The sequence below is a fragment of the Collimonas sp. NPDC087041 genome, assembly GCF_044745265.1.
Lineage (GTDB): Bacteria > Pseudomonadota > Gammaproteobacteria > Burkholderiales > Burkholderiaceae_D > Collimonas.
Genome location: NZ_JBIUZX010000002.1, coordinates 136,732 through 163,538 on the forward strand (window position 1 = coordinate 136,732; position 26,807 = coordinate 163,538).

Annotated in this window: 29 protein-coding genes and 1 other RNA gene; 9 read left to right on the plus strand and 21 right to left on the minus strand. The window is 56.8% G+C overall.

The features are described 5' to 3' along the window. Nucleotides 1-7: 7 nt before the first annotated feature. A complete protein-coding gene (locus ACIPF8_RS03680) occupies nt 8-667 on the minus strand; it encodes an SCO family protein (RefSeq protein ID WP_400417199.1) in 660 nt (219 codons plus the stop codon). Then, entirely contained in the window at nt 621-1,382 is a 762-nt protein-coding gene (locus ACIPF8_RS03685; RefSeq protein WP_400417201.1) for an SURF1 family protein, read from the minus strand. The genes ACIPF8_RS03680 and ACIPF8_RS03685 overlap by 47 nt, the downstream gene beginning before the upstream one ends. 43 nt (nt 1,383-1,425) lie before the next feature. Between ACIPF8_RS03685 and ACIPF8_RS03690 the strand changes: the two genes are divergently transcribed. Further along, nucleotides 1,426-1,626 (plus strand): twin transmembrane helix small protein, encoded by a 201-nt coding sequence (locus ACIPF8_RS03690; RefSeq protein WP_061532147.1) that lies wholly within the window; start codon nt 1,426-1,428, stop codon nt 1,624-1,626. 96 nt (nt 1,627-1,722) lie between these two features. On the opposite strand, the gene ACIPF8_RS03695 is transcribed toward ACIPF8_RS03690, so the two are convergent. The 12 genes from ACIPF8_RS03695 to rnpB all read right to left on the minus strand — a co-directional run bounded on the left by ACIPF8_RS03695 (nt 1,723) and on the right by rnpB (nt 12,216). Beyond that, entirely contained in the window at nt 1,723-2,589 is an 867-nt protein-coding gene (locus ACIPF8_RS03695; protein WP_400417202.1) for a cytochrome c oxidase subunit 3, read from the minus strand. A gap of 58 nt (nt 2,590-2,647) precedes the next feature. Then, a complete protein-coding gene (locus ACIPF8_RS03700; RefSeq protein ID WP_400417204.1) occupies nt 2,648-2,863 on the minus strand; it encodes a DUF2970 domain-containing protein in 216 nt (71 codons plus the stop codon). A gap of 27 nt (nt 2,864-2,890) precedes the next feature. Further along, a complete protein-coding gene (locus tag ACIPF8_RS03705; protein WP_400417206.1) occupies nt 2,891-3,475 on the minus strand; it encodes a cytochrome c oxidase assembly protein in 585 nt (194 codons plus the stop codon). Nucleotides 3,476-3,634: 159 nt separating this feature from the next. Further along, nucleotides 3,635-5,245, minus strand: coding sequence for a cytochrome c oxidase subunit I (gene ctaD / locus ACIPF8_RS03710; RefSeq protein WP_400417208.1), 1,611 nt, complete (start codon nt 5,243-5,245; stop codon nt 3,635-3,637). A 16-nt stretch (nt 5,246-5,261) separates the two neighbouring features. Further along, nucleotides 5,262-6,434, minus strand: a complete 1,173-nt coding sequence (gene coxB, locus ACIPF8_RS03715) for a cytochrome c oxidase subunit II (RefSeq protein WP_400417209.1) — start codon at nt 6,432-6,434, stop codon at nt 5,262-5,264. Nucleotides 6,435-6,466: 32 nt separating this feature from the next. Further along, nucleotides 6,467-7,006, minus strand: coding sequence for a DUF2244 domain-containing protein (locus ACIPF8_RS03720; RefSeq protein WP_400417210.1), 540 nt, complete (start codon nt 7,004-7,006; stop codon nt 6,467-6,469). 332 nt (nt 7,007-7,338) lie between these two features. Further along, complete coding sequence (locus ACIPF8_RS03725; RefSeq protein ID WP_400417212.1) at nt 7,339-7,788, minus strand: DsrE family protein; 450 nt, start codon at nt 7,786-7,788, stop codon at nt 7,339-7,341. A gap of 68 nt (nt 7,789-7,856) precedes the next feature. Then, nucleotides 7,857-9,029 carry an enoyl-CoA hydratase/isomerase family protein gene (locus tag ACIPF8_RS03730; RefSeq protein ID WP_400417214.1) on the minus strand — a complete coding sequence of 391 codons (1,173 nt, stop codon included), beginning with the start codon at nt 9,027-9,029 and terminating at the stop codon, nt 7,857-7,859. Beyond that, nucleotides 9,029-9,817: an enoyl-CoA hydratase gene (locus tag ACIPF8_RS03735; protein ID WP_400417216.1), complete on the minus strand. Its 789-nt coding sequence runs from the start codon at nt 9,815-9,817 to the stop codon at nt 9,029-9,031. Before ACIPF8_RS03735 ends, ACIPF8_RS03730 begins: the two co-directional genes overlap by 1 nt. Then, on the minus strand, nt 9,814-10,974 hold the full coding sequence (locus tag ACIPF8_RS03740) for an acyl-CoA dehydrogenase family protein (protein ID WP_400417218.1): 1,161 nt from the start codon (nt 10,972-10,974) through the stop codon (nt 9,814-9,816). The genes ACIPF8_RS03735 and ACIPF8_RS03740 overlap by 4 nt, the downstream gene beginning before the upstream one ends. Before the next feature lie 213 nt (nt 10,975-11,187). Then, entirely contained in the window at nt 11,188-11,742 is a 555-nt protein-coding gene (locus tag ACIPF8_RS03745) for a fasciclin domain-containing protein (RefSeq protein ID WP_400417220.1), read from the minus strand. Nucleotides 11,743-11,890: 148 nt separating this feature from the next. Beyond that, an RNA gene (rnpB, locus tag ACIPF8_RS03750) (RNase P RNA component class A) lies at nt 11,891-12,216 on the minus strand. Nucleotides 12,217-12,452: 236 nt separating this feature from the next. Between rnpB and ACIPF8_RS03755 the strand changes: the two genes are divergently transcribed. The 8 genes from ACIPF8_RS03755 (at nt 12,453) to ACIPF8_RS03790 (ending at nt 18,461) form a co-directional block, all read left to right on the plus strand. Then, nucleotides 12,453-13,721 (plus strand): D-amino acid dehydrogenase, encoded by a 1,269-nt coding sequence (locus tag ACIPF8_RS03755; protein WP_400417222.1) that lies wholly within the window; start codon nt 12,453-12,455, stop codon nt 13,719-13,721. Between the two features lie 10 nt (nt 13,722-13,731). Next, nucleotides 13,732-14,649 carry an ornithine cyclodeaminase family protein gene (locus tag ACIPF8_RS03760; protein ID WP_400417224.1) on the plus strand — a complete coding sequence of 306 codons (918 nt, stop codon included), beginning with the start codon at nt 13,732-13,734 and terminating at the stop codon, nt 14,647-14,649. Nucleotides 14,650-14,798: 149 nt separating this feature from the next. Further along, on the plus strand, nt 14,799-15,470 hold the full coding sequence (locus ACIPF8_RS03765; RefSeq protein ID WP_400417226.1) for a MarC family protein: 672 nt from the start codon (nt 14,799-14,801) through the stop codon (nt 15,468-15,470). A gap of 174 nt (nt 15,471-15,644) precedes the next feature. After that, nucleotides 15,645-15,764, plus strand: a complete 120-nt coding sequence (locus ACIPF8_RS03770; RefSeq protein WP_400418170.1) for an entericidin A/B family lipoprotein — start codon at nt 15,645-15,647, stop codon at nt 15,762-15,764. Nucleotides 15,765-15,949: 185 nt separating this feature from the next. Then, nucleotides 15,950-16,666 (plus strand): hypothetical protein, encoded by a 717-nt coding sequence (locus ACIPF8_RS03775; RefSeq protein ID WP_400417228.1) that lies wholly within the window; start codon nt 15,950-15,952, stop codon nt 16,664-16,666. A gap of 272 nt (nt 16,667-16,938) precedes the next feature. Beyond that, on the plus strand, nt 16,939-17,295 hold the full coding sequence (locus ACIPF8_RS03780) for an ArsR/SmtB family transcription factor (protein ID WP_400417229.1): 357 nt from the start codon (nt 16,939-16,941) through the stop codon (nt 17,293-17,295). Then, complete coding sequence (locus ACIPF8_RS03785; protein WP_400417231.1) at nt 17,292-17,771, plus strand: SRPBCC domain-containing protein; 480 nt, start codon at nt 17,292-17,294, stop codon at nt 17,769-17,771. The genes ACIPF8_RS03780 and ACIPF8_RS03785 overlap by 4 nt, the downstream gene beginning before the upstream one ends. 39 nt (nt 17,772-17,810) lie before the next feature. After that, nucleotides 17,811-18,461, plus strand: coding sequence for a glutathione S-transferase family protein (locus ACIPF8_RS03790; RefSeq protein WP_400417233.1), 651 nt, complete (start codon nt 17,811-17,813; stop codon nt 18,459-18,461). Nucleotides 18,462-19,295: 834 nt separating this feature from the next. Here the strand turns inward: ACIPF8_RS03790 and ACIPF8_RS03795 are convergent. From ACIPF8_RS03795 to ACIPF8_RS03825, 7 genes are all read right to left on the minus strand, one after another. After that, nucleotides 19,296-19,682, minus strand: coding sequence for a hypothetical protein (locus ACIPF8_RS03795; protein WP_400417235.1), 387 nt, complete (start codon nt 19,680-19,682; stop codon nt 19,296-19,298). 62 nt (nt 19,683-19,744) lie between these two features. Beyond that, nucleotides 19,745-20,026: a hypothetical protein gene (locus tag ACIPF8_RS03800; RefSeq protein WP_400417237.1), complete on the minus strand. Its 282-nt coding sequence runs from the start codon at nt 20,024-20,026 to the stop codon at nt 19,745-19,747. A gap of 124 nt (nt 20,027-20,150) precedes the next feature. After that, complete coding sequence (locus ACIPF8_RS03805; RefSeq protein WP_400417239.1) at nt 20,151-20,729, minus strand: class I SAM-dependent methyltransferase; 579 nt, start codon at nt 20,727-20,729, stop codon at nt 20,151-20,153. Nucleotides 20,730-20,914: 185 nt separating this feature from the next. After that, nucleotides 20,915-21,355, minus strand: a complete 441-nt coding sequence (locus tag ACIPF8_RS03810; RefSeq protein ID WP_400417240.1) for a hypothetical protein — start codon at nt 21,353-21,355, stop codon at nt 20,915-20,917. Between the two features lie 646 nt (nt 21,356-22,001). Continuing rightward, the gene (locus ACIPF8_RS03815; RefSeq protein WP_400417242.1) at nt 22,002-22,766 is read right to left on the minus strand and encodes an enoyl-CoA hydratase; all 765 of its coding nucleotides are present in this window, start codon (nt 22,764-22,766) and stop codon (nt 22,002-22,004) included. A gap of 242 nt (nt 22,767-23,008) precedes the next feature. Beyond that, nucleotides 23,009-24,205 (minus strand): acetyl-CoA C-acyltransferase, encoded by a 1,197-nt coding sequence (locus ACIPF8_RS03820; protein WP_061532136.1) that lies wholly within the window; start codon nt 24,203-24,205, stop codon nt 23,009-23,011. Between the two features lie 143 nt (nt 24,206-24,348). After that, on the minus strand, nt 24,349-26,736 hold the full coding sequence (locus tag ACIPF8_RS03825; RefSeq protein ID WP_400417246.1) for a 3-hydroxyacyl-CoA dehydrogenase/enoyl-CoA hydratase family protein: 2,388 nt from the start codon (nt 26,734-26,736) through the stop codon (nt 24,349-24,351). Between the last annotated feature and the right edge of the window lie 71 nt (nt 26,737-26,807).

Consider the following 26,807-nt stretch of genomic DNA (forward strand, 5'->3'; position numbering starts at 1 on the left):
GGCTGTCTCATCCGATGGCCGAAGCGCGCAGCAGCTTGGACAGGTCTTTCTTGACCAGGTTCGGATCGGCGTCCTTGGGGAAGCGCATCATCAGGTTGCCGCGCGGATCGATCAGATAGATGTGATCGGCAGCTGTGGTGCCGGCTTCGGTTGGCAGCCAGGCTTTCAGCAGCTCCGGCTTGACCCGCAACAGGCGCGTGCCATCATATTCGCGCATCACCATGGTTTGCAAAGGCTGGTCATCGGTGATCAGCCAGACCCGTTCGATGCGCTCCATTTCCTTGCCCTGCATCAGACGCAGCTGGCGCATGTCGAGCAGTTTTTCCTGGCACGCCTTCTGGCAATCGCCGCCGTCGACCTGCACCATCAGCCATTTGCCTTTGTAGGCATCGAGCGCCAGCGGCTTGCCGTCCAGCGCGGTGCTGCCGAGATCGGGAATCGGATAATTGCGCGGATCAATCAGCGTGCCGTAGTTGGTGCGGCTTTGCGGCTTGATCACGTAATAGGTGAAATACGAGGCGATCATCGGCGCCGCGCATACCGCGATGACGGCAAACAGCTTCCAGCGGCCTGAGCGGCGCTGCCGGTTGTCCGCCTGGATGCTATTGCTGTTCTTGCTGTCAGCCGGATTGCTGGCCGGCTGGCTTGTTGCTGTTTTTTGTTCCACGTCTGAATCCTGTCACAACAAAAAAAATAAGGGCCATGACGGCCAACGCATACCACTGGAATGCGTAGCCGCGATGTCTTTCGATGCCAAGCGAAGGCCGAGGCCAATCGCGCAGCAGATGATCTTCCGCGTTGCTGGTCTGCTCGATGACGAATGGCTGCAGCTTGAGCTTGCTGGCGGCAGCAAATTCGGCAATACCGAGATTCTGCAAAATGACGCCAGGCCGCAATGGACCGGCATCGCCCAACTGCAGGACATGACCGAAATCGCGCCTGGCCAGCCCTTCCAGTTCGACCGTCCCGGCCGGTGTTGGATATGACGGCAACCTGGTGCGGTCGGCCGGATCGCGCGGCAACCAGCCGCGCGCCACCAGCACGTATTCGTCCGACGCCACTATTTTAAATGGCATCAGCACATAGAACCCGGCGACGCCATTCAACGGACGATTGTCGAGATAGACCGGCCAGGCAGGAATAAATTCACCGCGAACGGCAACGCGCCGATATTCGAGCTGATCAACATCTGGCACCGGCGTTGCGTGCAAGAGCGCGCTCAAATCGAGCGTCGGCTCGGCATGCCGTTGCAGCAACCTGGTTTCGATCAATTGCTTCTGATCGCCACGCCTGGTTTGCCATTGCGCAAGCGCAATGCCGAGCGCGACCAACAACACGGTCACGATGAACGGAATCAGGCGAAAACGGAATCTGATTGGCATTACAATACAACCTTACTTAGTTAGCGCTCATGCCGGCCATAAAATGAAAATCGTCGTCGCCGTTGCTTTCATCCTGATCATTGGCAGCCTGTTTTCAGCGCTGCTGTTCCTGATGCGCGACAAGGGCAAGAGTGACCGCACCGTGCAAGCCCTGACCCTACGCGTCGGCTTTTCGGTAGCCTTGTTCATCTTGCTGCTGGTGCTGTACAAACTGGGATACATCCAGCCAACCGGACTGCACTGATCGCCAGCTTAGCGCAGCACGTTGTCACTTGTTGCAGTAAAAAAGGCCGCACCGAAGTGTGGCCTTTTTTTTACGCGCCAAAATCCTCTTTAGTGACTACAGCCAGTATACGACTACGTAAAGAGCGAGCCAGACGACGTCGACAAAGTGCCAGTACCAGGCGGCGCCTTCGAAGGCGAAGTGGTGATCTGGCGTGAAATGTCCCTTCAGCACCCGGTACAACACCACCGACAGCATGATGGCGCCGATCGTCACGTGGAAACCGTGGAAGCCTGTCAGCAGGAAGAAGGTCGAACCGTAGACGCCGGAGGTCAGCTTCAGGTTGAAATCGGTATACGCTTCCATGTATTCAGCAGCCTGGAAGCCCATGAAAGTGGCGCCCAGCAAGATCGTCGCAAACAGCCAGATCGCGGTCTTGGCGCGATGGCCGGCACGCAGCGCGTGGTGGGAAATCGTCAGGGTCACGCCGGAAGTCAACAGCAAGGCGGTGTTGATGGTTGGAATCGGGAATGGTCCCATGGTGCTGAACGATTCGACCGTGCCGGCCGGACCGGCATTACCCCAATGGGCGGAGAAATCAGGCCACAGGATCTTGTTGTCGAGATCGCCTAACCAAGGCATGGAGATACTGCGCGCATAGAACAAGGCGCCGAAGAATGCAGCGAAAAACATGACTTCGGAGAAGATGAACCAGCTCATGCTCCAGCGGAACGAGGTGTCGATGCGGGCGCTGTACAGGCCGCCTTCCGATTCGCGGATGGCGTCACCGAACCATTTGTAGAGCACCGTCAGGAACGACAGGATGCCGATCACGCACAGCTCCGGGCCCCACACTACGCTATTGACCCACGCCGCGGCGCCGGCCATTGTCGCCAATAGCGCAACGCCGCCGAGCACCGGCCATCTGGACGGGCCAGGGACGAAATAGTAAGGTGCATTGCCTTGTTGAGAACTCATGTCCATCTCCCGATACAATTTTTAGATACAATTTTTAATTCATCACTGCATTCTGTATTGCAAGTTACTTGGCGACCACCAGCTTCACTATCGTGATCAGGATCGCAATAAAAATCAGGGCGCCCAGTATCCCGGCGATGATGACGTGCACCGGGCTCAAACCCGCCGCATCGCTTTCATAATCCTTCTTTTTGCGCACGCCGAAGAATGACCAGAATACCGCTTTCATGGCGGCGCCAAATGAAGCTTTGCGGCGACTTGCTTCCTTCAGATCCGACATGCGACTCCTCTGCTTGGCCCAACCAGATTAACTTGCCGGCTTGTCCGGCTGGCCCGCAATTTCAAAAAACGTGTACGACAGCGTAATCAGTTTCACATCTTTAGGTATAGCAGGATCTATATAAAACACCACCGGCATTTCCTTGGCCTGGTTCGGTCCCAGGGTCTGCTGGGTGAAACAGAAACACTCGACCTTCTTGAAAAATTCTGCCGCCTGCATCGGCGCGTAGCTCGGAATCGCCTGGGCGTCCATCTTGCGCGCCTGCTTGTTCACCACTTCATACACCACCGTGGTCATTTCACCCGGGTGCACCTGCACGCTACTGACAGTCGGCCGGAAGCGCCATGGACCTTGCGAATTGGCATCGAACTCAACCGTAATGGTGCGGCTCTTGTCGACCTGCGTGTTGGCCGGCGCTGCCACCGTGCCATCCTTGGGCGTCAGGTAATTGACGCCGGTGATTTCGCAGATCTTCTTGTACACCGGCACCAGGCCGTAGCCAAAACCGAACATCATGACGGCAATCACCATCAATTTGCCCAGCATCTGCCAATTCAGTTTTCTTGATTGAGCCTTGACGCCATCGTTATCGTTGCCCGCAGGAGTAGTCATTTATTTGAACCACAACATCTTGACGAAGATCGCAATAAAGAAACTCAAGGCCAGCAAGCCCACCAGCAAGCCGGTGCGCAAGTTATTCGGTTTTTTCTGCTGATTCATGTTGGACACCTATGCGGAGCTGGCGGGCGGCGCTTGCCCCCGCCGCTGCCATTATTTAAAGACCGGCGGTGTTTCGAACGTATGGAACGGTGCAGGACTAGGAACAGTCCACTCCAGGCCTTCGGCGCCTTCCCATGGCTTGTCGGCTGCTTTCTTGCCGCCCTTGATCGATGGGATGATGACGAAGAACAGGAAGTACACCTGGGTCAGGCCAAAGCCCAGCGCGCCGATCGATGCCACCATGTTGAAATCGGTGAACTGCGCCGGATAGTCGGCGTAGCGGCGCGGCATGCCGGCCAGGCCCAGGAAGTGCATCGGGAAGAACGTCACGTTGAACCAGACCAGCGAGTTCCAGAAGTGGATCTTGCCGCGGGTTTCGTTGTACATGAAGCCGGTCCATTTCGGACCCCAGTAGTAGTAACCGGCGAACAGCGCGAACAAGGAACCGGCCACCAGCACGTAGTGGAAATGCGCCACCACGTAGTAGGTGTCCTGCATCTGGATGTCGATTGGCGTCACCGCCAGGATCAGGCCGGTAAAGCCGCCCATGGTGAACACGAAGATGAAGCCGATCGCGAACAGCATCGGGGTTTCGAAAGTCATCGAACCGCGCCACATGGTCGCGATCCAGTTGAAGATCTTGACGCCGGTCGGCACCGCGATCAGCATGGTTGCGTACATGAAGAACAGCTGCGCTGTCACCGGCATGCCGGTGGTGAACATGTGATGCGCCCAGACGATGAACGACAGGATCGCGATCGATGCGGTGGCGTACACCATCGATGCGTAGCCGAACAATTGCTTGCGGGCGAAAGCCGGGATGATCTGCGAGACGATGCCGAACGCCGGCAAGATCATGATGTACACCTCAGGATGGCCGAAGAACCAGAAGATGTGCTGGTACATGACCGGATCGCCGCCGCCGGCAGCGTTAAAGAAGGAGGTGCCGAAATGACGGTCGGTCAGGGTCATGGTGATGGCGCCGGCCAACACTGGCATCACGGCGATCAGCAGGTAGGCGGTGATCAGCCAGGTCCAGCAGAACATCGGCATCTTCATCAGCGTCATGCCAGGCGCGCGCATGTTGAGGATGGTAGTGATGATGTTGATCGAACCCATGATCGACGACGCACCCATGATGTGAATCGCGAAAATCGCCATGTCCATGCCAGGGCCCATCTGGGTCGACAGCGGAGCGTACAAGGTCCAGCCGGCTGCAGTCGCGCCGCCCGGCACCAGGAACGACGTCAGCAGCAGCAATGCGGCCGGTGGCATCAGCCAGAACGAGAAATTGTTCATCCGCGCAAAAGCCATGTCGGATGCGCCGATCTGCAGCGGGATCATCCAGTTGGCGAAGCCGACGAAGGCCGGCATGATCGCGCCGAACACCATGATCAGGCCGTGCATCGTGGTCAGCTGGTTGAAGAATTCCGGCTTGAAGAATTGCAGGCCTGGCTGGAACAGCTCGGCGCGGATCAGCAATGCCAGCACGCCGCCTGACAGCAGCATGGTGAAGGAGAACCACAGGTACAGGGTACCGATGTCCTTGTGATTGGTTGCGAACAACCAGCGCCGCCAGCCGTGTGGATGGTCATGTTCGTGACCGTGCGCGTGGTCGTCGTGAGAATGATCGTGTGGGTGATCGACTGCGGTAGTGCTCATCTCAATCTCCTAGGAATTACTTACGCGCAGCCAGCACTTCAGCCGGTTGAACAATATTTTCTTGTGCCTTGTTGGACCAGTTGTTGCGGGTGTAGGTGATCACCGCAGCAATTTCGGTATCCGACAACACGGCTTTCCAGGCCGGCATCTGCATGGCGCCGTCGGTTTTGCCGTTCAACACCACATTGATCTGGGCCGCACGCGGACCGTTCACAACCGGGTCGCCGTCAAGCGCCGGGAACGCGCCAGGTACACCCTTGCCGGTTGCCTGGTGGCAGGCGGCGCAATTGGCCGTGTAAACTTTTTCGCCGCGTTGCTTCAATTCGTCGATGGTCCAGGTCTTGTTCGGATCATCCGCTTGCGCAGCCATTTCCTTTTTCTTGCCGTCGACCCAGGCCTTGTAGTCGGCTTCGCTCAGGACATTGACCACGATCGGCATGAACGCATGGTCCTTGCCGCACAGCTCAACGCATTGGCCGCGGTAGGTGCCGATTTTTTCAGCCTTGAACCAGGTATCGCGCACGAAGCCGGGAATCGCATCCTGCTTGACGCCGAACGCCTGGATGGTCCAGGAGTGAATGACGTCGTTGGCGGTGGTGATGATGCGGATCTTCTTGTTGACCGGCACCACCATCGGATTATCGACTTCGATCAGGTAGTTGTCGTTCTTGACCTTGGTCGAGTCGACAACTTGCTCGTGCGGTGTTGCAAGGTTGGAGAGGAAGGAAATGCCGGCGCCGTCGCCGTTGAGGTAATCGTAGCCCCACTTCCATTGCATGCCGGTGACCTTGATCGTGATGTCGGCATTGGAGGTGTCCTTCATTGCCACCACGGTCTTGGTGGCTGGCAGCGCCATGCCGATGACGATCAGGAAAGGGATCACGGTCCAGGCGATTTCAACGCCGGTGCTTTCGTGGAAACTGGCCGATTTGGCGCCCAGCGACTTGCGATGCTTGAGGATCGAATAAAACATCACGCCAAAAACAGCGAGGAAGATCACCAGGCAAATAATCAGCATCAGGTTATGCAGATCATAAATTTGCTGCGCAATCTGCGTCACTGGCGGTTGAAAGTTCATCCCTAGTACTTTAGGGCCACCCGGACTATCGACTACCGCCCATGAAGGCATGGCTGCCGACAGGAGCGACGCACCGAGCGTCAACGATATAAGGCGCTTCGCATATTCCATGTTTTCCTCAAAAGCCCAAAATTATAATTATGTTAACCAGCAGACGCAGACACGCGCTGTAGTTCCTGCCTCAACTCCTGTACAAATTCGCGCCGTTTCCATTCCGTCAGGAACTGTCCAACCTCAACCCTGGTGCCGAGCGCTTCCAGGCCTACCAGGCCCCGGCCGGTATCGAGCACCGCAATCCGGATGCAACGTAAATCGAGTTTAAACTGCCGTACCTGTTGTGCTTGTATCAATTCTACAAGCAGATAATCGTCCAACATTGCGATGTGCTCGCGGTCTGTGGCGTGCCGGGCATAGATGAGAAATGCGACAGCAACTGCGGACATCTCAACCACTGCAAATAGCAAGACAAACCAGGCACCGCGCAAAGTAAAACCGATTGCCACGGCAAACGAAGTCGCACAGAGGATCGCATAGAAAAAGCCAAGCTGGCGCGGCGCGATTGCGCAGTTACGCCTCAAGTCCCATTCTCGCTTCACCATGGCGCACCATCCACCCGCGGCAAGTTGCTTGTATGCACAAGCTAAAACCTTCGAAGTATAAGGGGTAACCGAACTTGTTATCAAGGAGAATCAAAGCGCCGGAAAAGCCTCCGTGCAAGCGTGCCAGCCCTTGATTTCATGCGGCTTTGCAGCCGATTCGCATGCTGCATAGCAATGCAAATATCGCTGCCCCAAGATACCCGTTATCTGCCATTCTGTATATCAATACGACCGAAAGCAGCACCCTGCCGACATTTTGACAACAGACCTTTAGATCCCAGAATACATGCGGTGCTGCAACATGCTTAAATTACAATTACCACCCTAAGCATTCGTCTATAAAATAATTAGGGTCAGAGTCGAATTTCTGCTGGCAGACGTCATGCCGATCGATTCCGTCAGGAAAAGGAGCGGCATCAAGGCCGCAAATAGGCGTAGCCCTGCCCTTGCAGCTCTGCCAGCATCACCACCCCACCCTTTTCAGCCACGCCGAAGCCCGGCAGCAGGTCTTTCAGCCGAATCCCCTGCGCTTTCATGGTGTTGATGCAAGCGTTCATGTTCAGGCCGGCTTTTGCCAGTTGGGCGACCTGCGCAACGATTTCCGCGCGGGCTTGCGCGGCATGAAACTCCTTGAGCGCCGGGCCATGTATTACCAGCACGATTTTCACATTGTCCGGACCGCCCATACCATCGAAGTGATTCTGGATATTGGCGAGTACAAAGGCGACATGGCCTTGCTCGCTCAAATGATAGGCAACCTTGGCCTTGTCCGCAGCGGCGGCATGCGCTGGCCTGGCGGTCGCCGCCAGTACGGAAGCCGCGCCGATCGATGAAAACATGGTCCATAGAATGCTGCGTCGTTGCATCTTCACTCCCGGTAGGAAAAAAGAAACAGGATAAACCAAGCCGACCCTGTTCAAGGCCGGCCACGCAATCAACGTAAGCCCAAATCCGCCAACGGGTGATCACTCTCCGACCACGGATCATCGAAAAAACCGTTGCCCCATTCCGTGCTGACTTGCGCGAGGCTGGCCGGCTGCCATTTCGGCTGGCGGTCCTTGTCGACGATGAGCGCCCGTATGCCTTCTGCAAAATCGGTGCGGGCCGCGCAATGCAACGACACCACATACTCCAGCCGGAACACCTCAGCCAGCGACATATGCAGCGCGCGCCGTTGCAGCGCATGCGATAGCCAGGCCGAAGCCGGACTGCCGGCAACCAGGGTAGCGATGCCTTTTTGCAGCCAGGCGTCGTCAGTCTGCAAGCCGACGATGTTTTGCACGACCTCATCCAGCGTCGGTGCGCGGCACAGCTGATTGATTAATTCGAAGTTCTGGCGCAACGGCGCCGGTGCGACGGCGAACGCGGGTTTCGCCTGCTGCTCTGCGGCCAGCAAAACTCGCGTCAGCAGCACATCGTCCTGTTTGCCATCCCACGGCTGATTCAGCAAGGTTGCCAGCAGTGCCTGCTTCTGGCCATGTTCCAGCTGATAGTCGGCCAGGCGGGCAAAGACGGCGTCGGCCGCGCCGAAGGAAGCGCCGGTCAACGCCAGGAACAGGCCGACATGGCCCGGCATCCGATTCAGGAACCAGGTGCCGCCGACATCGGGATACAAACCGATGGTAATTTCCGGCATGGCCAGCCGTGATTTCTCGGTAACCACGCGATGGCTGGCGCCCGCCATCAGGCCGATGCCGCCGCCCATCACGATGCCATGGCCCCAGGCCAGGATCGGTTTGGGATAAGTATGGATCAGGTAATCCAGCCGATATTCGCGTTCAAAGAAATCGCAAGCGTAGGTATTGCTGCGAATATCCTCGCGCTGGTCGGTGGCGTGCTGGTCCAGCATGGTGCGGTACAGATGCTGCAAATCGCCGCCGGCGCAAAAGGCTTTTTCGCCAGCAGCCTGCATGACCACCAGCGCGACTTGCGGATCGGCGGCCCAGGCGCGCAACTGATGGTCGAGCAGATCCACCATTTCCAGCGATATCGCATTCAGGGTCTTTTCCACATTCAGTGTGGCGACGCCGATCCGTTTGCCGTTGTCGGTGTGCAGTTCTTCGAACAAGGCGTGAGGAGCCGCTTGCTGCAGATTCAGTTCCGTCATTATTGATTGCTCCATTGTGCCGGACGCTTCTGCAGGAATGCGTTCACACCTTCCTTCTGGTCCTGGGTATCGAACAGATCCAGGAACAATTCGCGCTCGATCGGCAGCAAGGTTGCCAACGGATTGGCGCGCGCGCCCTGGATCAGTTTCTTGCAAGCGGTGACGCTGGACGGGCTTTGCTTGTCGACTTGTGCAGCAAGCGCTAATGCGCGTTGCCGGCCTTCGCCTTTTTTCACAACTTCCTCGACCAGGCCGATGCGCAATGCCGTTTCGGCATTGACGCGTTCGCCGCACAGGATCATGCGCTTGGCCCAGCCTTCGCCGACCAGCCATGGCAGGTTCTGGGTGCCGCCGGCGCACGGCAGCAAACCAACTGCCGCTTCCGGCAACGCCAGTTGCGCATGCTCTTCGGCGATCCGCAAATCGCAAGCCAGCGCACATTCCAAACCACCGCCCATTGCGTAACCGTTAATGGCAGCAATCGACACGCCACGGAAACCGGACAAGGTTTCAAACGCCTCGCCAAAGCGGCGCGCCATCTCGCGCGCCAGGACCTTGTCGCCGTCGGCAAACAATTTCAGGTCGGCGCCGGCGGAAAAAAATTTCTCGCCTTCGCCGGTGACCACCATGCTGTAGATATTGTCGTCGGCGTTGAGCGTTTTCACCAAGCGCGTCAAGTCGCGCAAGGCGTCGCCGGTCCAGGTATTGGCCGGTAGATTGGCGATCGTCACGACCGCAGTGTGGCCGATCGTTTCCAGCTTCAAGTTGGTGTAATTCACGCTATTCATCGGATGTCCTCATTGGATGCGTTGCTCAACAACTGACGCGCGATGATGACGCGCATGATTTCATTGGTGCCTTCCAGGATCTGGTGTACGCGGACATCGCGGAAGTGCCGCTCCAGCGGATACTCGCGGATGTAGCCGTAACCGCCGTGGATTTGCAGCGCCTCGTTGCAGATCCGGAAACCGATATCGGTGGCGAAGCGTTTCGCCATTGCGCAGTAGGTAGTCGCGTTGGGGTCTTTTGCGTCCAGCTTGCAGGCCGCCAGGCGCACCATCTGCCGCGCTGCGACCAATTCGGTCTGCATGTCGGCCAGCTTGAATTGCAGCGCCTGGAAATCCGACAATGGCCGGTTGAACTGGCGCCGTTCGCTCATGTAGGCATGCGCGGCATCCAGCGCCGCTTGCGCGGTGCCGACTGAACAGGTCGCGATATTGATACGGCCGCCGTCCAGGCCGCGCATCGCCAGCCGGAAGCCTTCGCCTTCCTGGCCCAGCAGGTGATCGGCGGGGATTCGCACATTGTCGAAACTGATGGTGCGAGTCGGCTGGCTGTTCCAGCCCATCTTTTCTTCCTTGCGGCCGTAGCTGATGCCCGGTGCATCGGCCGGCACCACGAATGCAGACACGCCATGCGAACCGGCGCCGCCGGTGCGCGCCATCAGCACCAGCACGTCGGTCGCACCGGCGCCGGAGATGAATGCCTTGGAACCGTTGATCACATACTCGCCGCCGACCAGTTCAGCGCTGGTTTTCAAGGAAGCGGCATCGGAACCCGCGCCAGGTTCGGTCAGGCAATACGAACCGAGCTTCTGTCCGCTCGCCAGTTTCCCGCACCAGGCCTCTTTCACTGCCGGCGTGGCCCAGTTGGCGATCATCCAGCTCACCATATTGTGAATCGTCAGGTAGGCCGTAGTGGAAGTGCAGCCGCGCGCCAGCTCCTCGAACACGATGGTCGCATCCAGCCGCGACAAACCCAAGCCGCCCACCTCTTCCGGCGTGTACAAACCACAAAAACCCAGCTCACCGGCCTTGGCGATCACATCAGTCGGGAAGATCGCCTCGGCGTCCCATCTGGCCGCATGCGGCGCCAGTTCTCCAATTGAAAAGTCGCGCGCGGTCTGCTGGAAGGCGCGTTGTTCCTCTGATAATTCAAAGTCCATGGTGGTTTGTCTCCAAAGCGGATGAGTGTTGAATTTATTGTCGATGCACCGTCGATGCGGTCTGCATTGCCCTTACGGCAGAATAACAATAATTGACGTTAACGTAAACGTCACTCAAATCATTTGGACGAAAAAAAGGGCAACGTGGAGATTTCCGTTGCCCTAACTCGCTGCCACCCGATTACTAAATTTGGCGATTGCCGCCTACCTTAATTACTTTGGCAACAACACAGTATCAATAACGTTGATCACGCCGTTCGACTGATTCACATCGTAGGTACTGATATTGGCGATATGGCCACCATCGTCGACGATGTAGATGTTATGCGGGCCGTTCTGCATGAAAGTCAGTTTGCCGCCGCTGGCGGTTGCCAGTTCAGCCTTGCCGCCGCCCTTCTTGATTTCGCTTTCCAGCTTGGCAAAACCGTAGCGGCCAGGTACGACGTGGTAAGTCAGGATTTTGGTCAGGGTCGCCTTGTTTTCAGGCTTGACCAAAGTTTCTACGGTGCCGGCCGGGAGCTTGGCGAAGGCGGCATTGGTTGGTGCGAAGACGGTGAACGGGCCTTTACCCTTGAGCGTATCGACCAGGCCGGCGGCCTTTACGGCGGCGACCAAGGTTGTGTGATCTGCTGAATTGACGGCGTTATCGACGATGTCCTTGCTGGGGTACATTTGCTGGCCGCCCACCATGACGGTGTCTTCTGCATAAGCCGCGCTGGCGGCGATCAAAGCGGCGGACAAAGTCAAAGCATAAGTAAGTTTGCGCATGATGATTCCTTTGAAAGTGAGTCAGTTTTCGGAGCCTGCACAGTCATATACGAGGCTGCCAGGGAACTGGATTCGCCGGATTCAAAAATCTTGCAAAAAATCGAGGGGATGATGGCGCTGCCGCGATCGCGGCAACTACCTGAAAAGAAAATGAAGTAAGCCGATAGGCCGGATTCTGTTACGACGCTCAGGCTTGCACCCTCGCGTTATGACAACCATTCCTCTAGGCGCTGAATTGCTCCAGCGCTCCAGCTCTCTACCCGCACGCTCCGCGAGCAACATCAACGCGTGCCTATTTGAGATTGCTCCGAGTGGAGGTTACCGCGTTTCACCGTAACTTAATACGCTCGTCTCTGTGGCCCTATTCCTCGCCTCACGGCGGACGGCCGTTAACCGTCACCCTGCTCTATGGAGTCCGGACCTTCCTCCCGCCGGCGCCTTGCAGCGCCAGCCAGCGGCTGTCTGGCTTACTTCAGGCGGCATTCTACCGCAATGCGCGATGCGACCCGCTGTATTTCGTTGCGGCGCCTCGTAAAAACGCACTCAGATGATGCTAAAACAGCATGAGACATACGGCGGCGACATACGTATAGTATTCAAACTATTGCAACGCAAACCTGCAAGCCGCAGACGGCAGCCGACCCAACGGCATCGGCCGTGCCGACAACAAAGATCATCGACTTAAACATTTCCGCAACAGGACAGAACACATGCACATTTGCGTACTAGGTGCTGGCGTCATCGGCGTGACTTCCGCTTACCGCCTGCTGGAAGCCGGCCATCAAGTAACCCTGGTCGACGCCGCAGCGCTGCCGGGCAGCCAGACCAGCCTTGGCAACGGTGCACAACTGAGCTACTCCTACGTCGCTCCGCTGGCCGATCCATCGGTGTGGACGCACTGGCCCGAATACCTGTTCAGCAGCGACTCGCCGCTGACGCTGCGGCCGAAAATGGATCCGGCGCAATGGCGCTGGCTACTCAAATTCCTGGCGGCCTGCAACGCCAATCGCGTGCAACAGACCACCGTCGATCTGCTGAAACTGGCATTCTTCAGCCGCGACCAATTGCAACAATTGACGCAGGCGATTCCATTCGATTTCCAGCACCGTACTGCCGGCAAACTGGTGATGTACACCAACGCCAAAGGCCTGGAGGGCGCGCGCCGGCAAATTGATTTCCAGGCGCAGCACGGCTGCCAGCAGGAAATCATCGATGCCGCGCGCTGCCTGCAGATCGAGCCGGCGCTGGCCAACGCCAAGCGCGATTGGGCGGGCGGCGTTTACACGCCGAGCGAAGAAGCTGGCGATTGCGCTCTGTTTTGCCGACAGTTGGTGGATGCGATGACGCAGCGTCCGGGCTTCCGCTTCGCCCATTCGCAACGCATCGGCAAAGTGGAAATGCGCGGTGGTGCACTGACCGCGGTGCATGCCGGCCAAGAGCAGATTGCCGCCGATGCATTCGTGTTGGCTCTCGGCGCAGAAAGCGCCGACTTTGCGCGCCAGGTCGGATTCACATTGCCGCTCTATCCGCTCAAGGGCTACAGCATCACTGTGCCACTGCTCGACAGCGCCAACCAGGCCGCCGCACCGCAGGTATCGATCACCGACCTCTCGCGAAAAATCGTCTACGCGCGCCTGGAAAATCGCCTGCGCGTTGCCGGCCGGGTGGAGCTGCTCGGCATGGATCGCAGTATTCCGACAAGCGCAATCGATGAATTGAAACGCGGCGTTGACGAGCTGTTCCCTGGCTGCGGCGACCTGTCCGACAACAGCACGCTGTCGCCATGGAGCGGCTTCCGGCCGGCGACGCCAAGCGGCGTGCCGATCATTGCCGCCGCCCCGGTCAAGAACCTGTATTTGAACATCGGCCACGGCAGCCTCGGCTGGACCCTGGCGCACGGCAGCGCCACCTTGTTGGCAGAATTGATTGACGGTCAGCGTACGTCAATCGATGCCAGCCCTTTTTCATTCAGCGCATAGGAAAACAAACATGAAACTCATCACCAACCAGCAAGTCGCCGAATTGATCACGACGGCCGATGCCATCGACGCCATGCGCAGCGCATTCGCCGGCATCGGACAGGGCGCGCAGCAAGCCCGCATCCGCACCAGTGCCGGCCCGGTCATGATGTCCAGCATGGGCGCCCTGCTGCCCGCGGCTGGCATCGCCGGCTACAAGGTGTACACCACGATCAACGGTAAATTCCATTTCGTCACCGTGCTGTTTTCGACCGCAGATGGCAAACCGCTGGCCGCCATCGAATCCGACACCATGACCGGCTTCCGCACCGCCGCCGCGACGGCAGTAGCCGCCGATCACCTGGCCAACCGCGACGTCAACACCTTGTCCATCATCGGCACCGGCACCCAGGCGCATTCGCATGTACCAGCGCTGCTCCAGGTAAGGCAGTTCAAGGAAATCCTGATTGCCGGCCGCAGCGGCCAACAGCAATTTGCCGAACAAGTCGCGCAGCAAACCGGCGTACCGACGCGCGCCGTCAGCATTGACGATGCGGCTGCGGGCGGCGACGTCGTGGTCACCGTGACGCGTTCAGCGGAACCACTGTTCTCCGGCAGTTTGCTCAAACCCGGCGCGTTCGTCGCCGCAGTCGGCGCCAGCAAGGGCAATGTGCGCGAACTGGATGATCGCGCCATCGCCCGCGCCAATGCGCTGGTGGTCGAATGGAAACCGCAGGCGCAACAGGAAGCCGGCGATCTGCTGCTGTGCCAACCCGGAACTTTTTCCTGGGACCAGGTATGGGAACTGGGTCAGATCGTCGATGGCAGCAGCGCTTACGCACGCCAGGAAAGCGACCTGGTGATCTACAAGGCGATCGGCGTCGGCGTCGAAGACATCGCGCTGTCCGGCCTGGTATATCGCCGCGCCTGCGAACGTTTCGGCTGGTAAGCCTAAGCCGGCAATGCCGCCAGGGCCGCTCGAAAGCGGCGCTTGCGGCGGCTATGTTGTCAGTCTAGAATCGGGCACGCGCTGCGAACTATCGCATCCTGGCTAGCTTGCCGCGTCCGATTTACTCACAATGACTAACAACAGCGCACATGGAATTTCATTTACTTAGCTTCCTGAAGACGGTGCTGTTCGTGCTGGCGGCCTTATTGCCGATCATGAACCCGCCCGGCGGCGCACCGATTTTCCACTCGCTGACCATCACCGCCTCCGACGCCACCCGCAATTCGCTGGCGCGGCGCGTGGCGACCAACTCCTTCCTGCTGCTGGTAGGCGGCATGTTCATCGGTACTCACGTGCTGGCATTTTTTGGCCTGTCGCTGCCGGTAGTCAAGGTCGCGGGCGGCTTGCTGGTCGTTGCTACGGCCTGGAAAATGCTCAACTCCGACGAAATGCCCAAAGGCGAAGCGGTGCCCGAATCGCTCTGGACCGAGGAACTGGCGTCGAAGAAGGCCTTCTATCCATTAGCGTTTCCGCTCACCGTCGGCCCCGGCTCGATCTCGGTCGCGATCACCCTCGGCGCCGGCGTACGCGTGCCGAATGTACCGCTGCCGCTGTCACTGATTGCGGCTGTCGTTGGCCTCGCCTTGGCGGCGATGGTGGTCTACTTGTGCAATCGTTTTGCCGGTGTACTGATACGCCTGTTGGGAGAAACCGGCACCACCGTGATGCAGCGCATGACTTCGTTCATTCTGCTCTGCATCGGCGTGCAGATTCTGTGGGACGGCATCAGCGGGTTATTGCAGTTATTGCAATCTCGTTGAGCAATCCTGTTTGACGATTCAACCGCCGGCACACAAGCATGTTGTAAAGTCATCTAACGCGCTCGGAAAAATGCTATTACGGCATGGACAATCCAAAAGCTGGTGATAAGATTAGCCCGTTACCAACCCATGAAGGAGAACACGATGGTCAAAAAAGTAATGGTGATCGCAGCAATGTTCGGCATGTTCGGCGCGCTGTCAGCTTGTAATACTGTTGCAGGCATGGGCAAGGATGTGCAATCCGGTGGCGAGAAGGTGCAAGACGCTGCGCAGGACGTGCAGAAGAAAATGTAATTTCGGGTGGACCGGCACGAGAACGAGCAGTGCTTGCGGTCGCTCCGTGCCGGCCCCCATTTCAACAATATCTGGTTAGTAAGAGTCGCTTCGTAAATCGGACTCTGACAAAACTTCATCCCGCATTTGGCTGCGCCAATCGCATCTATATACGTCCTCTTTTAGAGACGTTCCAACCACCCAAAATGACGATCACCGAACTGCCTTTTCGGGCAACAACTGAGCAGGCTTGCCATTGGCTCGCGCAGCAAACCGGCGAGCCGTGGACATTGGCGCGCATGCTGGAAAACGGCTTGATCCCTTACGTTTGGCTGGGCTATGACGCCGACTATCCAGCACTCTTCGGCGACGCCAACGGCGGTTATGCGGCGCCGATTTTTTTCGAAGGCGACACCAAACGACTCGCAGCCGGAAGCGCAGATGTGCTGATCACGATCACCAAAGACGTCTATAAGATCGTGACACAACTCAAGCCGCCGGGTTTTCGCAGGGCTCTGCATGAGTTGCGCTTTCTGAAGAAGGATCTGGAGCGCATGCCAGGCAAGCTCAAGCGCGAGGCCGAAGCCAAGTCCCAGCCAGTCAAGATTGAAGCGGTAATGGAATCACAGACTGGCATCAACAAAGAACAGGTGCTGATCGCATTTTCCAGCCTGGTGAAAATTGATCTGGCTCAGGCTCTTAGCGATGCCGGCGGCATCTTCGGCGATGAAGGTGCGAGGGTTAAAAGCAGCGCTAAAAGAGCAAAGAACAAGGCCGTGTGGAACCCGGTCACCTTGGCACTGGGATTAAACGATGTATATCGGGTGCCAATACCGCAGCTGAAAAGAGTTTTTCATGCCCATGATTTTTTGCACGCATGGGCTGCGGAATGGAATCATTCTCTGGAGCTGCTGGGAAAATGAGGTGCCGATGTTGAAATTGCTCACTTCTCGTTATGTGTCTTAGCTCAGACTTGAGCTTGCATTCGTTACAGGAATTTTCGTCCGCAAACGACCCCATGCGGTCATACACGCCGATGCCGTCGAACGTCCGGTGTTCGGCTATTCCTGACTGTCAGCAAGGAGGCAAATACAGCTATGGCAACGTCAGCTTTCAAGAGTGGAGCCACAGCCGCTGACCTGCATTACCTCGAAACTACTTGACTCCCGTTTCTCATAGACCTATATTCACCCTTATGGATGAATATAAATCAACAAGGCTGGATGAGCTGTTCGCGGCGGTGTCCGACGGCACACGGCGCGGGATTCTGGCACGGCTGGCGCAGTCGGATGCGCGGGTGACGGAGCTGGCGAGCGCATTTCCGATTTCGCTCAACTCTACCTCCAAACACATTCGCATTCTCGAGCGCGCGGGATTGGTCACGCGTTCGGTGCAGGGGCGCGAGCATGTCCTCTCCCTTAACGCCGCACCGATGGCAGAAGCCGCTGAGTGGATGGAGTTCTACCGCGGCTTCTGGGAAGACCGTCTAGCCGCACTGGAAGATTTCGTCCTCAAAAAACGCAGCACGGACAAACTCAGGGGCAGGCAATGACACAGACACAAACCGGCAGCACCAAAGCTGATACCGTTCCCGTCGACGGCAGCAAGACCGGCACGATCGTGGTCAAGCGCACCATTCTCGCGACCGTCGACGAGCTATTCGACGCCTGGCTGGATCCGGAGAGTCTTGCTCAGTGGATGCACCCCGGCACTACCGCGCGCAGCACAGCGCGCGTGGATGCGCGCGTGTGCGGTACCTTTGACGTGGTGATGCACCACCCGAACGGCCCGTTGCGCCACTATGGAGTCTATCGCACGATCGAGCGCAACAAGAAGCTCATCTTCACCTGGTGTTCCGACGCCACGCACCACACCGAAACGCTGGTGACGGTGGAGTTCAACGCCGCCAGTGGCGGCACCGAGATCGTACTCACACACGAGCGCATGCCCGACCATCACGCCGGGTGCTCCCACGTTCAGGGCTGGACGCAGGCGCTTGAATTGCTGGAAGACCTTCTCACGCGCTGAGCACTTCCATACAAACAAATTATTGAAGGAGTACACCTGATGAACAAGCCAATGAACCCGATCACCATCACCACCTTCGATTGGGTTCCCGAGGTGCCGCGGGGGTATGTGCGCGACATACGTGTGCGTTGGGCACTGGAAGAAGCCGGATTACCGTATCGCGTCAAGAGCGTGCCATTTGACGCTCGGAATGCAGAGCATTTCTCGCACCAGCCCTTCGGCCAGGTGCCGTGGTTGACCGATGGGGACATTTCGATCTTCGAGAGCGGCGCGATCCTGCTTTATTTAGGTGAGCGAAGTGATGCACTGATGCCTACCGATTCGCGCAGTCGTTGCGAGACTTTGGAGTGGCTTTTCGCGGCGCTAAATTCAGTCGAGATGGCAAGTCTGCCCTGGTCCATATTCCAGTTCTCAGGTGATACCGGTGATACGCCGGGATGGAAGCGTTTGAACGAGTTTCTCAAAGCCCGACTCCAGCACCTAGAGCCGGTGGTGGCAGGACGCGAGTGGCTGGCGGGAACCTTCTCCATCGCCGACATACTCATGGCGGACGTGCTGCGACTTGTGGATCGGTTCGACGGGCTGGCGGGACATCCCGCCTGTCGTGACTATGTCGCGCGCGCCACGGCCCGCCCGTCCTTTGTGAAGGCACACGCAGACCAGATGGCGCATTTTGCAGCGGCAGACTAAGCAACACCAGTATCCGCTTTGGCCCGAAGAGCGGTCGTCCAAAGCAACATCGGCGAACGTCTCTTCATGGCCGAAAGCAGCCGACCTAACGCGGACTGCATCACAACGGATAGCATGCTGGCCGTTATCAGCCTTGTCGATATATCGCTTTACATGAGATGCGACGGCGATTGTCGACGATCTGGATGTAGAGGTCGAGTGTCCGAAAGGGCCGTATTGCGTCATCGGCAAGCTAATATTTTTACTCAAAAGGTCCGCTTCATTCGGGCAGCAAAGGCATGAGCAGTCTGACCGATACAACGAACAAAAGAACTCCACCAAATGCCATCAGCGACCAGACTCGACTAAGGTGAGGCTGGCGGCGCCGGGCGGCAAAGCAAATGTACGCGATCACAACCGCCACACACGTGACTGGTAATAACTCTACCAAATTCGACATACTCTGCCCCCCAATGTTGGCAATGGTAAGAGCAATCCAACTCATGATTGCCCCCATAGGCAGGAATAATATCTCAATGCCAGTGCTGTCGAAACGTCGGCCCCTCTGCCAGCCCGGATAGATAGCCGCAGTAGCGAGCGCCACGAGCATGAGTCCGAGCGCTAGCAAGCGTCGGTCCTTTCTGAAAAATAATATGGTTTATTCCGTAGGGGCTGAGAAATAGGACGGCGACTGCAACCTAGAGCGATCACGAAAACCTCCAAGAATGGCTAGTCAAAAATGTGGGGCAGTACATGTGCTGAATATTTGAATAGATATAAAAAGTAAAGCACCATCAGAATGGCAAACAGTTCTACTGTCCGCAATTGGCCGTTTTCGGTCCAATACGTACATGCTCATTTTGATGGGTCGTAGGCTAGCTTTTGCGGATCCCAATGCATATTGTGGTCATCTACCGATACTGACCAATCACACGTGTTTAATAGCTGACGTAATTCAGAAAGGCATTCACACCAATGCTGAACTCCAATCCACGTTGCATCAGCGCTGTTGTCTGGAAGTTTCGTCGAGCCCGAGAAAACCATGGCTTTTTTAAATAAGCTAGGCCGCTCAGTGTTGGTCAGAAAATGAAAGGATTCCCAATTCAGTCCGACTCCTGTTGCAACTAAGTTTTCTATTTGGGCATTGACCGAATACCTACTAGCTATTTCTTCTATCGCTTTTATTTCCGACAGCGATAGCTCCTTCTTACGCTGCGCACTGTAGTAGATCGAAATCGACATGTTTTTCTTTTAGAGAATTTAAATTATCGGATTTATTGCTCTGACTGTTGCTTCCTGCCCATTTAGGTGCCGTGGTTGAGATCTCTTGCTCTCTCATAGCAGACACTACAAATCAACGAAATGCCAGCTTTGGCTTCGGTTTCGCCATTCCACTCACCGACAGCATTGACCATAGCTTCACACTCACTACACCAAGAATCTGGGTGCAACTCACTAGGCCCAATCTCCGCAGACCAAAAACCACGCGGCTTGCTGTCCCGCAGCGTTTGAAGAATGTGCTGGCAGACATAGGTGGCGGCTTGTTTGCCATGGTCGCAGCACTCTACGTAATGTTGATCGCTCATGGCGTCTTCCACATTGTTATCGAAGTCGTTTTTTCATAATGAATCGCCATCAGTTTGGCCGATACTTTCGACCGTCTGCAATTGGCCGGTAGCGGACAGCTATTCAGGCCGCGTCCGTTAAAAATCAAAGAGCTCGTTCGAGAACGATTTCCCACGCTGCTTTGGGTTTCTGATACTTGTTCGTTGTAATGTGTTCCAAAGAAAGGATGTTCCATCCGTTCGAAAAGAGCTGCCGCAGGGTGCTTTCATCAAAGAAGCGCTTCGATTTACCCTTCACCAGAAAGTAATTTAACTCTATTTCCTCGCCGCCGTCCGCGCCAAAATTTTTATCCTCTGTCGAGTTCAGTCGGCATAGAAGGATGCCGCCATGACGAAGTGATAGCCTGATACGGTTCACAATCGACACGGTGTCATCCCAAGTGAAATAGTGCAGAGACAGGCTAGCCAAGGTAACTCCAAGATTGATGGCTTCTTCAGGAAGTTGATCGCGGACGTCCCTTTGTTCGACGTGCGCAGAGGGTACTCTGCTCCTCGTCGCTGCTACAGCTTCGGATGACAGATCGAAGCCAATAACCTGCAGGCCGGCGTTCGCCAAGATGGAGGTGTCATCACCATAGCCGCAGCCAATTTCGAGCACGGGCCGATCTCCAGAACGCGTCTTAATTAAGCTCAGCCATCGGTCGAGCCAAGGATCGGGGAACATGGGACTCATATTTTTCAGCTCACTTTTTTAAATGGCTTCCGCAATTTTTTCGTGGTTGATGCCGAGTCACTGCGCTACTTCGCACTGACTTATTGCCACCGCCCAACTTGGTGAAGGGCCGCTACTGGCCGCATACGGCCTGTCGCAAAAGTCAGGGCTCGAAACGATGAGTACTCAATGTTTTATCAAGTTGCAGAAAGTTTTTTCCCGCATACAGGACATACGCACTGTTTTGAGCAAGAGTAAATCGAAAAGCCACAGCATGCCGTACCTTGAAACAATAGTGTACCTAAGGTTGTCGAGTCAAACGGCGCGTGATGTCTAGCTGCCAGCCCCAAATCCCAATCGCTCTCGGCATCCTTATAAAGCTCTGCCAAACATAAGCGCCATTGTCCTTGGCCCATTTCCAAAGTAATTTTTTCTGAAAGGCTCTCAGCTACAACATTTACAACATCAACAAACTCGGGAAGTGTCAACGCTTCTAGCTCTGTTACCAAATTTCTTAGTCGTTGCGAATCCATAAGTATCTTTTGCAATAAATTATTTTCAATATTTGAGTATTTAATCCAGCGGCAGCTAATGGCCGGCAACGGACGCTCACCTATTCTCGACGGCAGTGACTCCATTGTCCTTATGCATTTGGTAGGCAGCCGTATAACGCGGGTCATTCTCGTTCAAACACAAGAACGTGATCTCAGCCTCCCCGCATCCGCCATGCAACGCGCACTCAGACGAATTTTGAGTCTGCAACAGCAATCGCTTTCCTTGCGAAATACAAAATGTATTCGCTTCTTTCAATGCATCCACCTTCGCTCCAAATGGACCTGAGAACGGTACGCGCACTGACACTGTGTACGCATCTTTTCCGATAGGAACGGGGCCGGTGTTTGCACATCCGTCTACGCTGACGATCGTAGCTACGAGTGCTGTAGTACGCATTTGATTATTCCAATTAAAACAAATAATTTCTAGCGATTGCGGGAAACACGAGCGACGTTTTACAGGCACATCGTGCAGCCAGAATTTCAGCTACTCGGAGCGACATCTCGACCGCCCTTCATGACCGATTCCAGCCGATAGCATTGAGGGGCGCTCCGAACCTGACCTGACATCTGATATCAGGTCAAGTTTGAGATACTACACTTGGTGCCACTATCCGGCGTGTGTTACAGAAATCGATACCACGCAGTATTCCGACATGCGGACATGCTGAGTCCCCATAAAAAACCCGACTTATAGTCGGGCTCTTTATTCTTGCGGTGAAAACACCAATCAGCAAAACTTGCTGAAATCAGGCTTACGCCGCTCGAAGAATGCAGTGAATGCCTCAGCTGCTTCAGGTGCTTTCAGCATCGCGCCAAAGTGTTCGATCTCCTGCGCCATCCGCGCTTCCACCGCAGCGGTCTGAGCGCCTTTCATCAGGCTCTTGGTGATGCGGATCGACGCTGCCGGCAAAGCCACCAGTTTCGCCGCTTGCGCCTGCGCGAATGCCAGTAGTTCTTCAGCCGGAACTACCTTGTTGACCAAGCCCATGGCGGCGGCTTCTTCTGCCGTGAAGGCTTCGCCCAGCAGCAGCTTTTCGGCTGCGCGCTGATAGCCGGCGATCTGCGGCAGGATCAGGCTAGAGGCAGCTTCCGGACACAAGCCCAGCTGCGTGAACGGCATCGAGAAACGCGCGTTGTCAGCTGCGTACACCAGGTCGCAATGCATCAACAACGTGGTGCCGATCCCTACCGCAGCACCCGCCACCGCCGCTACCATCGGCTTGCTCGCATGGCTGATCTGCCACAGGAACTGGAACACAGGGCTGTCGCTGCCTGTCGGACGATTCTTCATGAAATCTTCGAGATCGTTGCCGGCGCTGAAAATCTGCGGTTTGCCGACAAACAGAATCGCCCGCACCGCACTGTCGGTTTCCGCATCTTTCAACGCATCGACCATGGTCTGGTACATGGCGGCTGTGATGGCATTCTTCTTTTCGAGACGATTGAATTCAATCGTCAGGATGCCGTTTTCCTTGCTGGTCAAGATATCCATCTGTTACTCCATTTATCACTACACAAGTTCGATAGAGCAAATCGCAAACCCAACATCTTCCAGTTCACCAGAGGTGGGAGAACAAGGTTCATGACTCGCAGACAGTGCGCGAGCACGGCAAGGGCCATGCAACGCAGTTATCGCGCCTCTGGTGAACTGGAAGACAAAAAAGCCGTGCGGGGATGGCTGCACGGCTTTTTCGTTTTTTACGATTGCTTATGACAATCTACTAATTCCAACGATTACATACGTTCGAAAATACCTGCAGCGCCCATGCCTGCGCCAACGCACATGGTGACCATGCCGTACTTCTGGTTGCGACGGCGGATGCCGTGGATCGCAGTAGCGGCGCGGATGGCGCCGGTTGCGCCCAGCGGGTGGCCCAGTGCAATGGCGCCGCCCAACGGATTGACCTTGGATGGGTCGAGGCCGAGATCCTGGATCACTGCCAGCGCTTGCGCTGCGAATGCTTCATTCAGTTCGATCCAGTCCAGCTGATCCTGGGTCAGGCCGGCGGCGCGCAGCGCTGCTGGAATCGCTTCCTTAGGACCGATCCCCATGATTTCTGGTGGTACGCCGCGCACCGCGAACGAGACGAAACGAGCCAGCGGAGTCAAGTTGTGTTCCTTGAGGATTTTTTCGCTGACCAGGATCAGCGCACCAGCGCCGTCCGACATTTGCGAGCTGTTACCTGCTGTGACCGTGCCTTTGGCGGCAAACACTGCCTTCAGCTTGCCCAGGGTTTCCATACTCGACTCGGCGCGTGCGCCTTCGTCGCGGTCAACGGTACGGGTCTTCAGGTCGATCTGACCGGTAGCCAGGTTCGGTGCGCGATCGATGATGTCGTAGGAAGTGGTTTCATCCTTGAACTCACCAGCCAGCTGACCAGCGATGGCGCGACGGTGCGATTCGACCGCGAACGCGTCTTGCGCTTCGCGCGAGACTTTCCATTGCTGGGCGACTTTTTCTGCAGTCAAACCCATGCCGTAGGCCATGCCGACGTTTTCATCCTTGAAGGCGTTCATATTGATCGAAGGATGGAAACCCATCATCGGCACCATCGACATTGATTCGGCGCCGCCGGCGATCATGACGTCAGCCTCACCGACGCGAATGCGGTCGGCAGCCATGGCGATGGCGGTGATGCCGGATGCGCAGTAACGGTTGACGGTGACGCCGCCGATAGTGTTTGGCAGACCAGCCAGCAGCACGGCGTTACGCGCCATGTTCAGGCCTTGCGCGCCTTCCGGGAAGGAACAGCCGATGATGGCGTCCTGCACCAGTTTAGGATCCAGACCAGGCACTTGCGCCATGGCGGATTGCATGACGCGCACCAACAGGTCGTCCGGGCGGGTGTTCTTGAACATGCCGCGCGGCGCCTTGCCGATTGGGGTACGGGTCGCGGAGACGATGTACGCTTCTTGAAGTTGTTTGCTCATTTTGATCTCCTGATCAGTTGGGGACGGAGTGTTTGTAAACTCCGTCCTGCAATTTTCTTTGCAATTTAACCGTTTTATCTAGTCAGTTGAGGACAGGGTAATTCGCCACGCTTCGGTGGCTCTTAAACTCTGTCCCCAATGGATTAGTTTCGCACTGGCTTACCGGTCTGCATCATGCCCATGATCCGCTCTTGCGTCTTAGGGTTGTTCAGCAGTTCGACGAACGCTTTGCGTTCCAGGTCCAGCAACCATTGTTCATTCACGATGCTGCCTTCGTCCACTTCGCCGCCGCAAACGATGTTGGCAATCATGTGGCCCAGTTTGTAGTCGTGTGCCGAGATGAAGCCGCCGTCACGCATGTTGACCAGCTGCGCCAGGATGGTAGCGATGCCATTGCGCCCGACCACTGCAATCTGCGCCTTCAATGGTGGACGATAGCCGGCATCGAACATGGCGCGTGCCTCAACCTTGGCTACGTGCAGCAGCTCGTAGGCATTGAACACGATCACGTCGTCGGCTTTCAGGTAGCCCATGCTCTTGGCTTGCAACGCCGATTTCGAGACGTTGGCAGTCGCCGCATTCATGAAGGAGGTCTTCAGAAATTGCAGGATGTCGTTGCCCTTGGCGTCGTTGGCCGCGCGCACTGCCGCTTCCTTCAAACCGCCGCCGGCAGGAATCAGGCCAACGCCAACTTCAACCAGGCCGATATACGATTCGATCGATGCCACACGCTTGGCTGTGTGCAAGGCCAGCTCGCAACCACCGCCCAGCGCCAGGCCGGCCACTGCAGCCACTACCGGTACGCTGGCGTACTTGAGGCCCATGAAGGCTTGCTGCAATTCGGCGACCATCGGCTCGATCGCCTTGGCGCCACCCGACATGAACAACGGCAGCATCGATTGCAGATCGGCGCCAGCGGAGAATGCGCCGCCTTCGGCTGCATCCGCGTGCCACAGGACCAGGCCCTTGTAGTTCTTTTCGGCTTCAGCGACTGCCTTGTTCAGGCCGGCGATAACGCCAGGTCCGATCACGTGCATCTTGGTCTTGAACGACAGGACCAGGACGTCGTCGTTCTGGTGCCATGCGCGTACCGAGTCGTCTTCGAAAACGGTAGTGCCGGCAGTCTTGCCGTCAGCCACGCCTTCACCCAGCAGCGGCGCACGGAATACCTGGCGCTCGTAGACTGGCAGAGTGGAGCGGGCAACGTTCGCCTTCTTCGCTGGCGAGAAGGAACCGTCGGCAGCGTGCACACCGGTGCGGCCGTCGAAGACCCAGGCTGGCAGCGGTGCATTGCACAGCGCCTTGCCGGCGTCGATGTCTTCCTTGACCCAGCCGGCGATCTGCTTCCAGTCGGCGGCTTGCCAGATTTCGAATGGACCTACGCTCCAGCCGAAGCCCCAGCGCATGGCGAAATCGATGTCGCGTGCATTGTCGGCAATCGATTCCATGTGGACGGCGATGTAGTGGAAGCCGTCACGGAAAATGGCCCACAGGAACTGCGCTTGCGGATTGGTCGATTCGCGCAGGGTTTTCATGCGCTTGACCGGGTCCTTGTCTTTCAGGATGCGCGCCACCAGCTCGTCGGCCTTGCCACCACCGGTCACGTACTCGCCCTTGGCGGCGTCGATGCGCAGGATGTCCTTGCCAACCTTCTTGTAGAAGCCGGCGCCGGCCTTCTGCCCCAGCGCGCCCTGCTCGACCAGCTTGGCCAGCAGCGGCGGCGTTGCGTACACGCCGTAGAAAGGATCGTCCTTCAGGTTGTCCTGCATGGTCTTGATGACATGACCCATGGTGTCCAGGCCGACCACGTCAGCAGTACGGAAAGTACCGGACTTGGCGCGGCCCAGCTTGGCGCCGGTCAGGTCATCGACAACATCCACCGACAAGCCGAATTTTTCAGCTTGATGAACCGTCGACAGGATACCGAACACGCCTACGCGGTTGGCGATGAAGTTAGGGGTATCTTTAGCGCGGACCACGCCCTTGCCCAGCGTGGTCGCCAGGAAGCCTTCCAGCTGATCGAGGATCTCTGGCTTGGTGGTGGCGGTCGGGATCAGTTCCACCAGGTGCATGTAGCGCGGTGGGTTGAAGAAGTGGACGCCGCAGAAGCGTGCTTTCAGTTCGGCGTCGAAGCCTTCCGACAATGCAGTGATCGACAGGCCGGATGTGTTGGATGCAAAAATCGCGTTTGGCGCAATGTGCGGTGCGACCTTCTTGTACAGGTCATGCTTCCAGTCCATGCGTTCGGCGATGGCTTCGATGATCAGATCGCAACCAGCCAGCACATCCAGATTGTCTTCGTAGTTGGCGACTTCGATCAGCGAAGCGTCATCCTTGTTGCCGAGCGGCGCAGGGCTGAGCTTCTTCAGGTTTTCGATAGCGCGCAGGACGATGCCGTTCTTCGGGCCTTCCTTGGCCGGCAGATCGAACAGCACCACCGGAACTTTGGCGTTCAGGCAGTGGGCGGCGATTTGCGCACCCATCACGCCGGCGCCGAGCACGGCGACTTTTTTAACGATGAAATTCGACACTTGTTTCTCCTTGGTCAGTCTGTTGGGAGCGTGGACCCGCGCTGATCGCGCCAGGCCCACCCTACGGCTTA

Coding starts and splice junctions, on each gene's coding strand:
- ACIPF8_RS03790 (WP_400417233.1), top strand. CDS start 17,811: ATGAACAAGCCAATGAACCCGATCACCATCACCACCTTCGATTGGGTT.
- ctaD (WP_400417208.1), bottom strand. CDS start 5,245: ATGAGCACTACCGCAGTCGATCACCCACACGATCATTCTCACGACGAC.
- ACIPF8_RS03820 (WP_061532136.1), bottom strand. CDS start 24,205: ATGAGCAAACAACTTCAAGAAGCGTACATCGTCTCCGCGACCCGTACC.
- ACIPF8_RS03805 (WP_400417239.1), bottom strand. CDS start 20,729: ATGTTCCCCGATCCTTGGCTCGACCGATGGCTGAGCTTAATTAAGACG.
- ACIPF8_RS03695 (WP_400417202.1), bottom strand. CDS start 2,589: ATGGACATGAGTTCTCAACAAGGCAATGCACCTTACTATTTCGTCCCT.
- ACIPF8_RS03770 (WP_400418170.1), top strand. CDS start 15,645: ATGTTCGGCATGTTCGGCGCGCTGTCAGCTTGTAATACTGTTGCAGGC.
- ACIPF8_RS03775 (WP_400417228.1), top strand. CDS start 15,950: ATGACGATCACCGAACTGCCTTTTCGGGCAACAACTGAGCAGGCTTGC.
- ACIPF8_RS03765 (WP_400417226.1), top strand. CDS start 14,799: ATGGAATTTCATTTACTTAGCTTCCTGAAGACGGTGCTGTTCGTGCTG.
- ACIPF8_RS03730 (WP_400417214.1), bottom strand. CDS start 9,029: ATGACGGAACTGAATCTGCAGCAAGCGGCTCCTCACGCCTTGTTCGAA.
- coxB (WP_400417209.1), bottom strand. CDS start 6,434: ATGGAATATGCGAAGCGCCTTATATCGTTGACGCTCGGTGCGTCGCTC.
- ACIPF8_RS03755 (WP_400417222.1), top strand. CDS start 12,453: ATGCACATTTGCGTACTAGGTGCTGGCGTCATCGGCGTGACTTCCGCT.
- ACIPF8_RS03800 (WP_400417237.1), bottom strand. CDS start 20,026: ATGAGCGATCAACATTACGTAGAGTGCTGCGACCATGGCAAACAAGCC.
- ACIPF8_RS03785 (WP_400417231.1), top strand. CDS start 17,292: ATGACACAGACACAAACCGGCAGCACCAAAGCTGATACCGTTCCCGTC.
- ACIPF8_RS03745 (WP_400417220.1), bottom strand. CDS start 11,742: ATGCGCAAACTTACTTATGCTTTGACTTTGTCCGCCGCTTTGATCGCC.
- ACIPF8_RS03735 (WP_400417216.1), bottom strand. CDS start 9,817: ATGAATAGCGTGAATTACACCAACTTGAAGCTGGAAACGATCGGCCAC.
- ACIPF8_RS03705 (WP_400417206.1), bottom strand. CDS start 3,475: ATGACTACTCCTGCGGGCAACGATAACGATGGCGTCAAGGCTCAATCA.
- ACIPF8_RS03740 (WP_400417218.1), bottom strand. CDS start 10,974: ATGGACTTTGAATTATCAGAGGAACAACGCGCCTTCCAGCAGACCGCG.
- ACIPF8_RS03760 (WP_400417224.1), top strand. CDS start 13,732: ATGAAACTCATCACCAACCAGCAAGTCGCCGAATTGATCACGACGGCC.
- ACIPF8_RS03690 (WP_061532147.1), top strand. CDS start 1,426: ATGAAAATCGTCGTCGCCGTTGCTTTCATCCTGATCATTGGCAGCCTG.
- ACIPF8_RS03815 (WP_400417242.1), bottom strand. CDS start 22,766: ATGGATATCTTGACCAGCAAGGAAAACGGCATCCTGACGATTGAATTC.
- ACIPF8_RS03725 (WP_400417212.1), bottom strand. CDS start 7,788: ATGCAACGACGCAGCATTCTATGGACCATGTTTTCATCGATCGGCGCG.
- ACIPF8_RS03685 (WP_400417201.1), bottom strand. CDS start 1,382: ATGCCAATCAGATTCCGTTTTCGCCTGATTCCGTTCATCGTGACCGTG.
- ACIPF8_RS03795 (WP_400417235.1), bottom strand. CDS start 19,682: ATGTCGATTTCGATCTACTACAGTGCGCAGCGTAAGAAGGAGCTATCG.
- ACIPF8_RS03810 (WP_400417240.1), bottom strand. CDS start 21,355: ATGGAGTCACTGCCGTCGAGAATAGGTGAGCGTCCGTTGCCGGCCATT.
- ACIPF8_RS03700 (WP_400417204.1), bottom strand. CDS start 2,863: ATGTCGGATCTGAAGGAAGCAAGTCGCCGCAAAGCTTCATTTGGCGCC.
- ACIPF8_RS03780 (WP_400417229.1), top strand. CDS start 16,939: ATGGATGAATATAAATCAACAAGGCTGGATGAGCTGTTCGCGGCGGTG.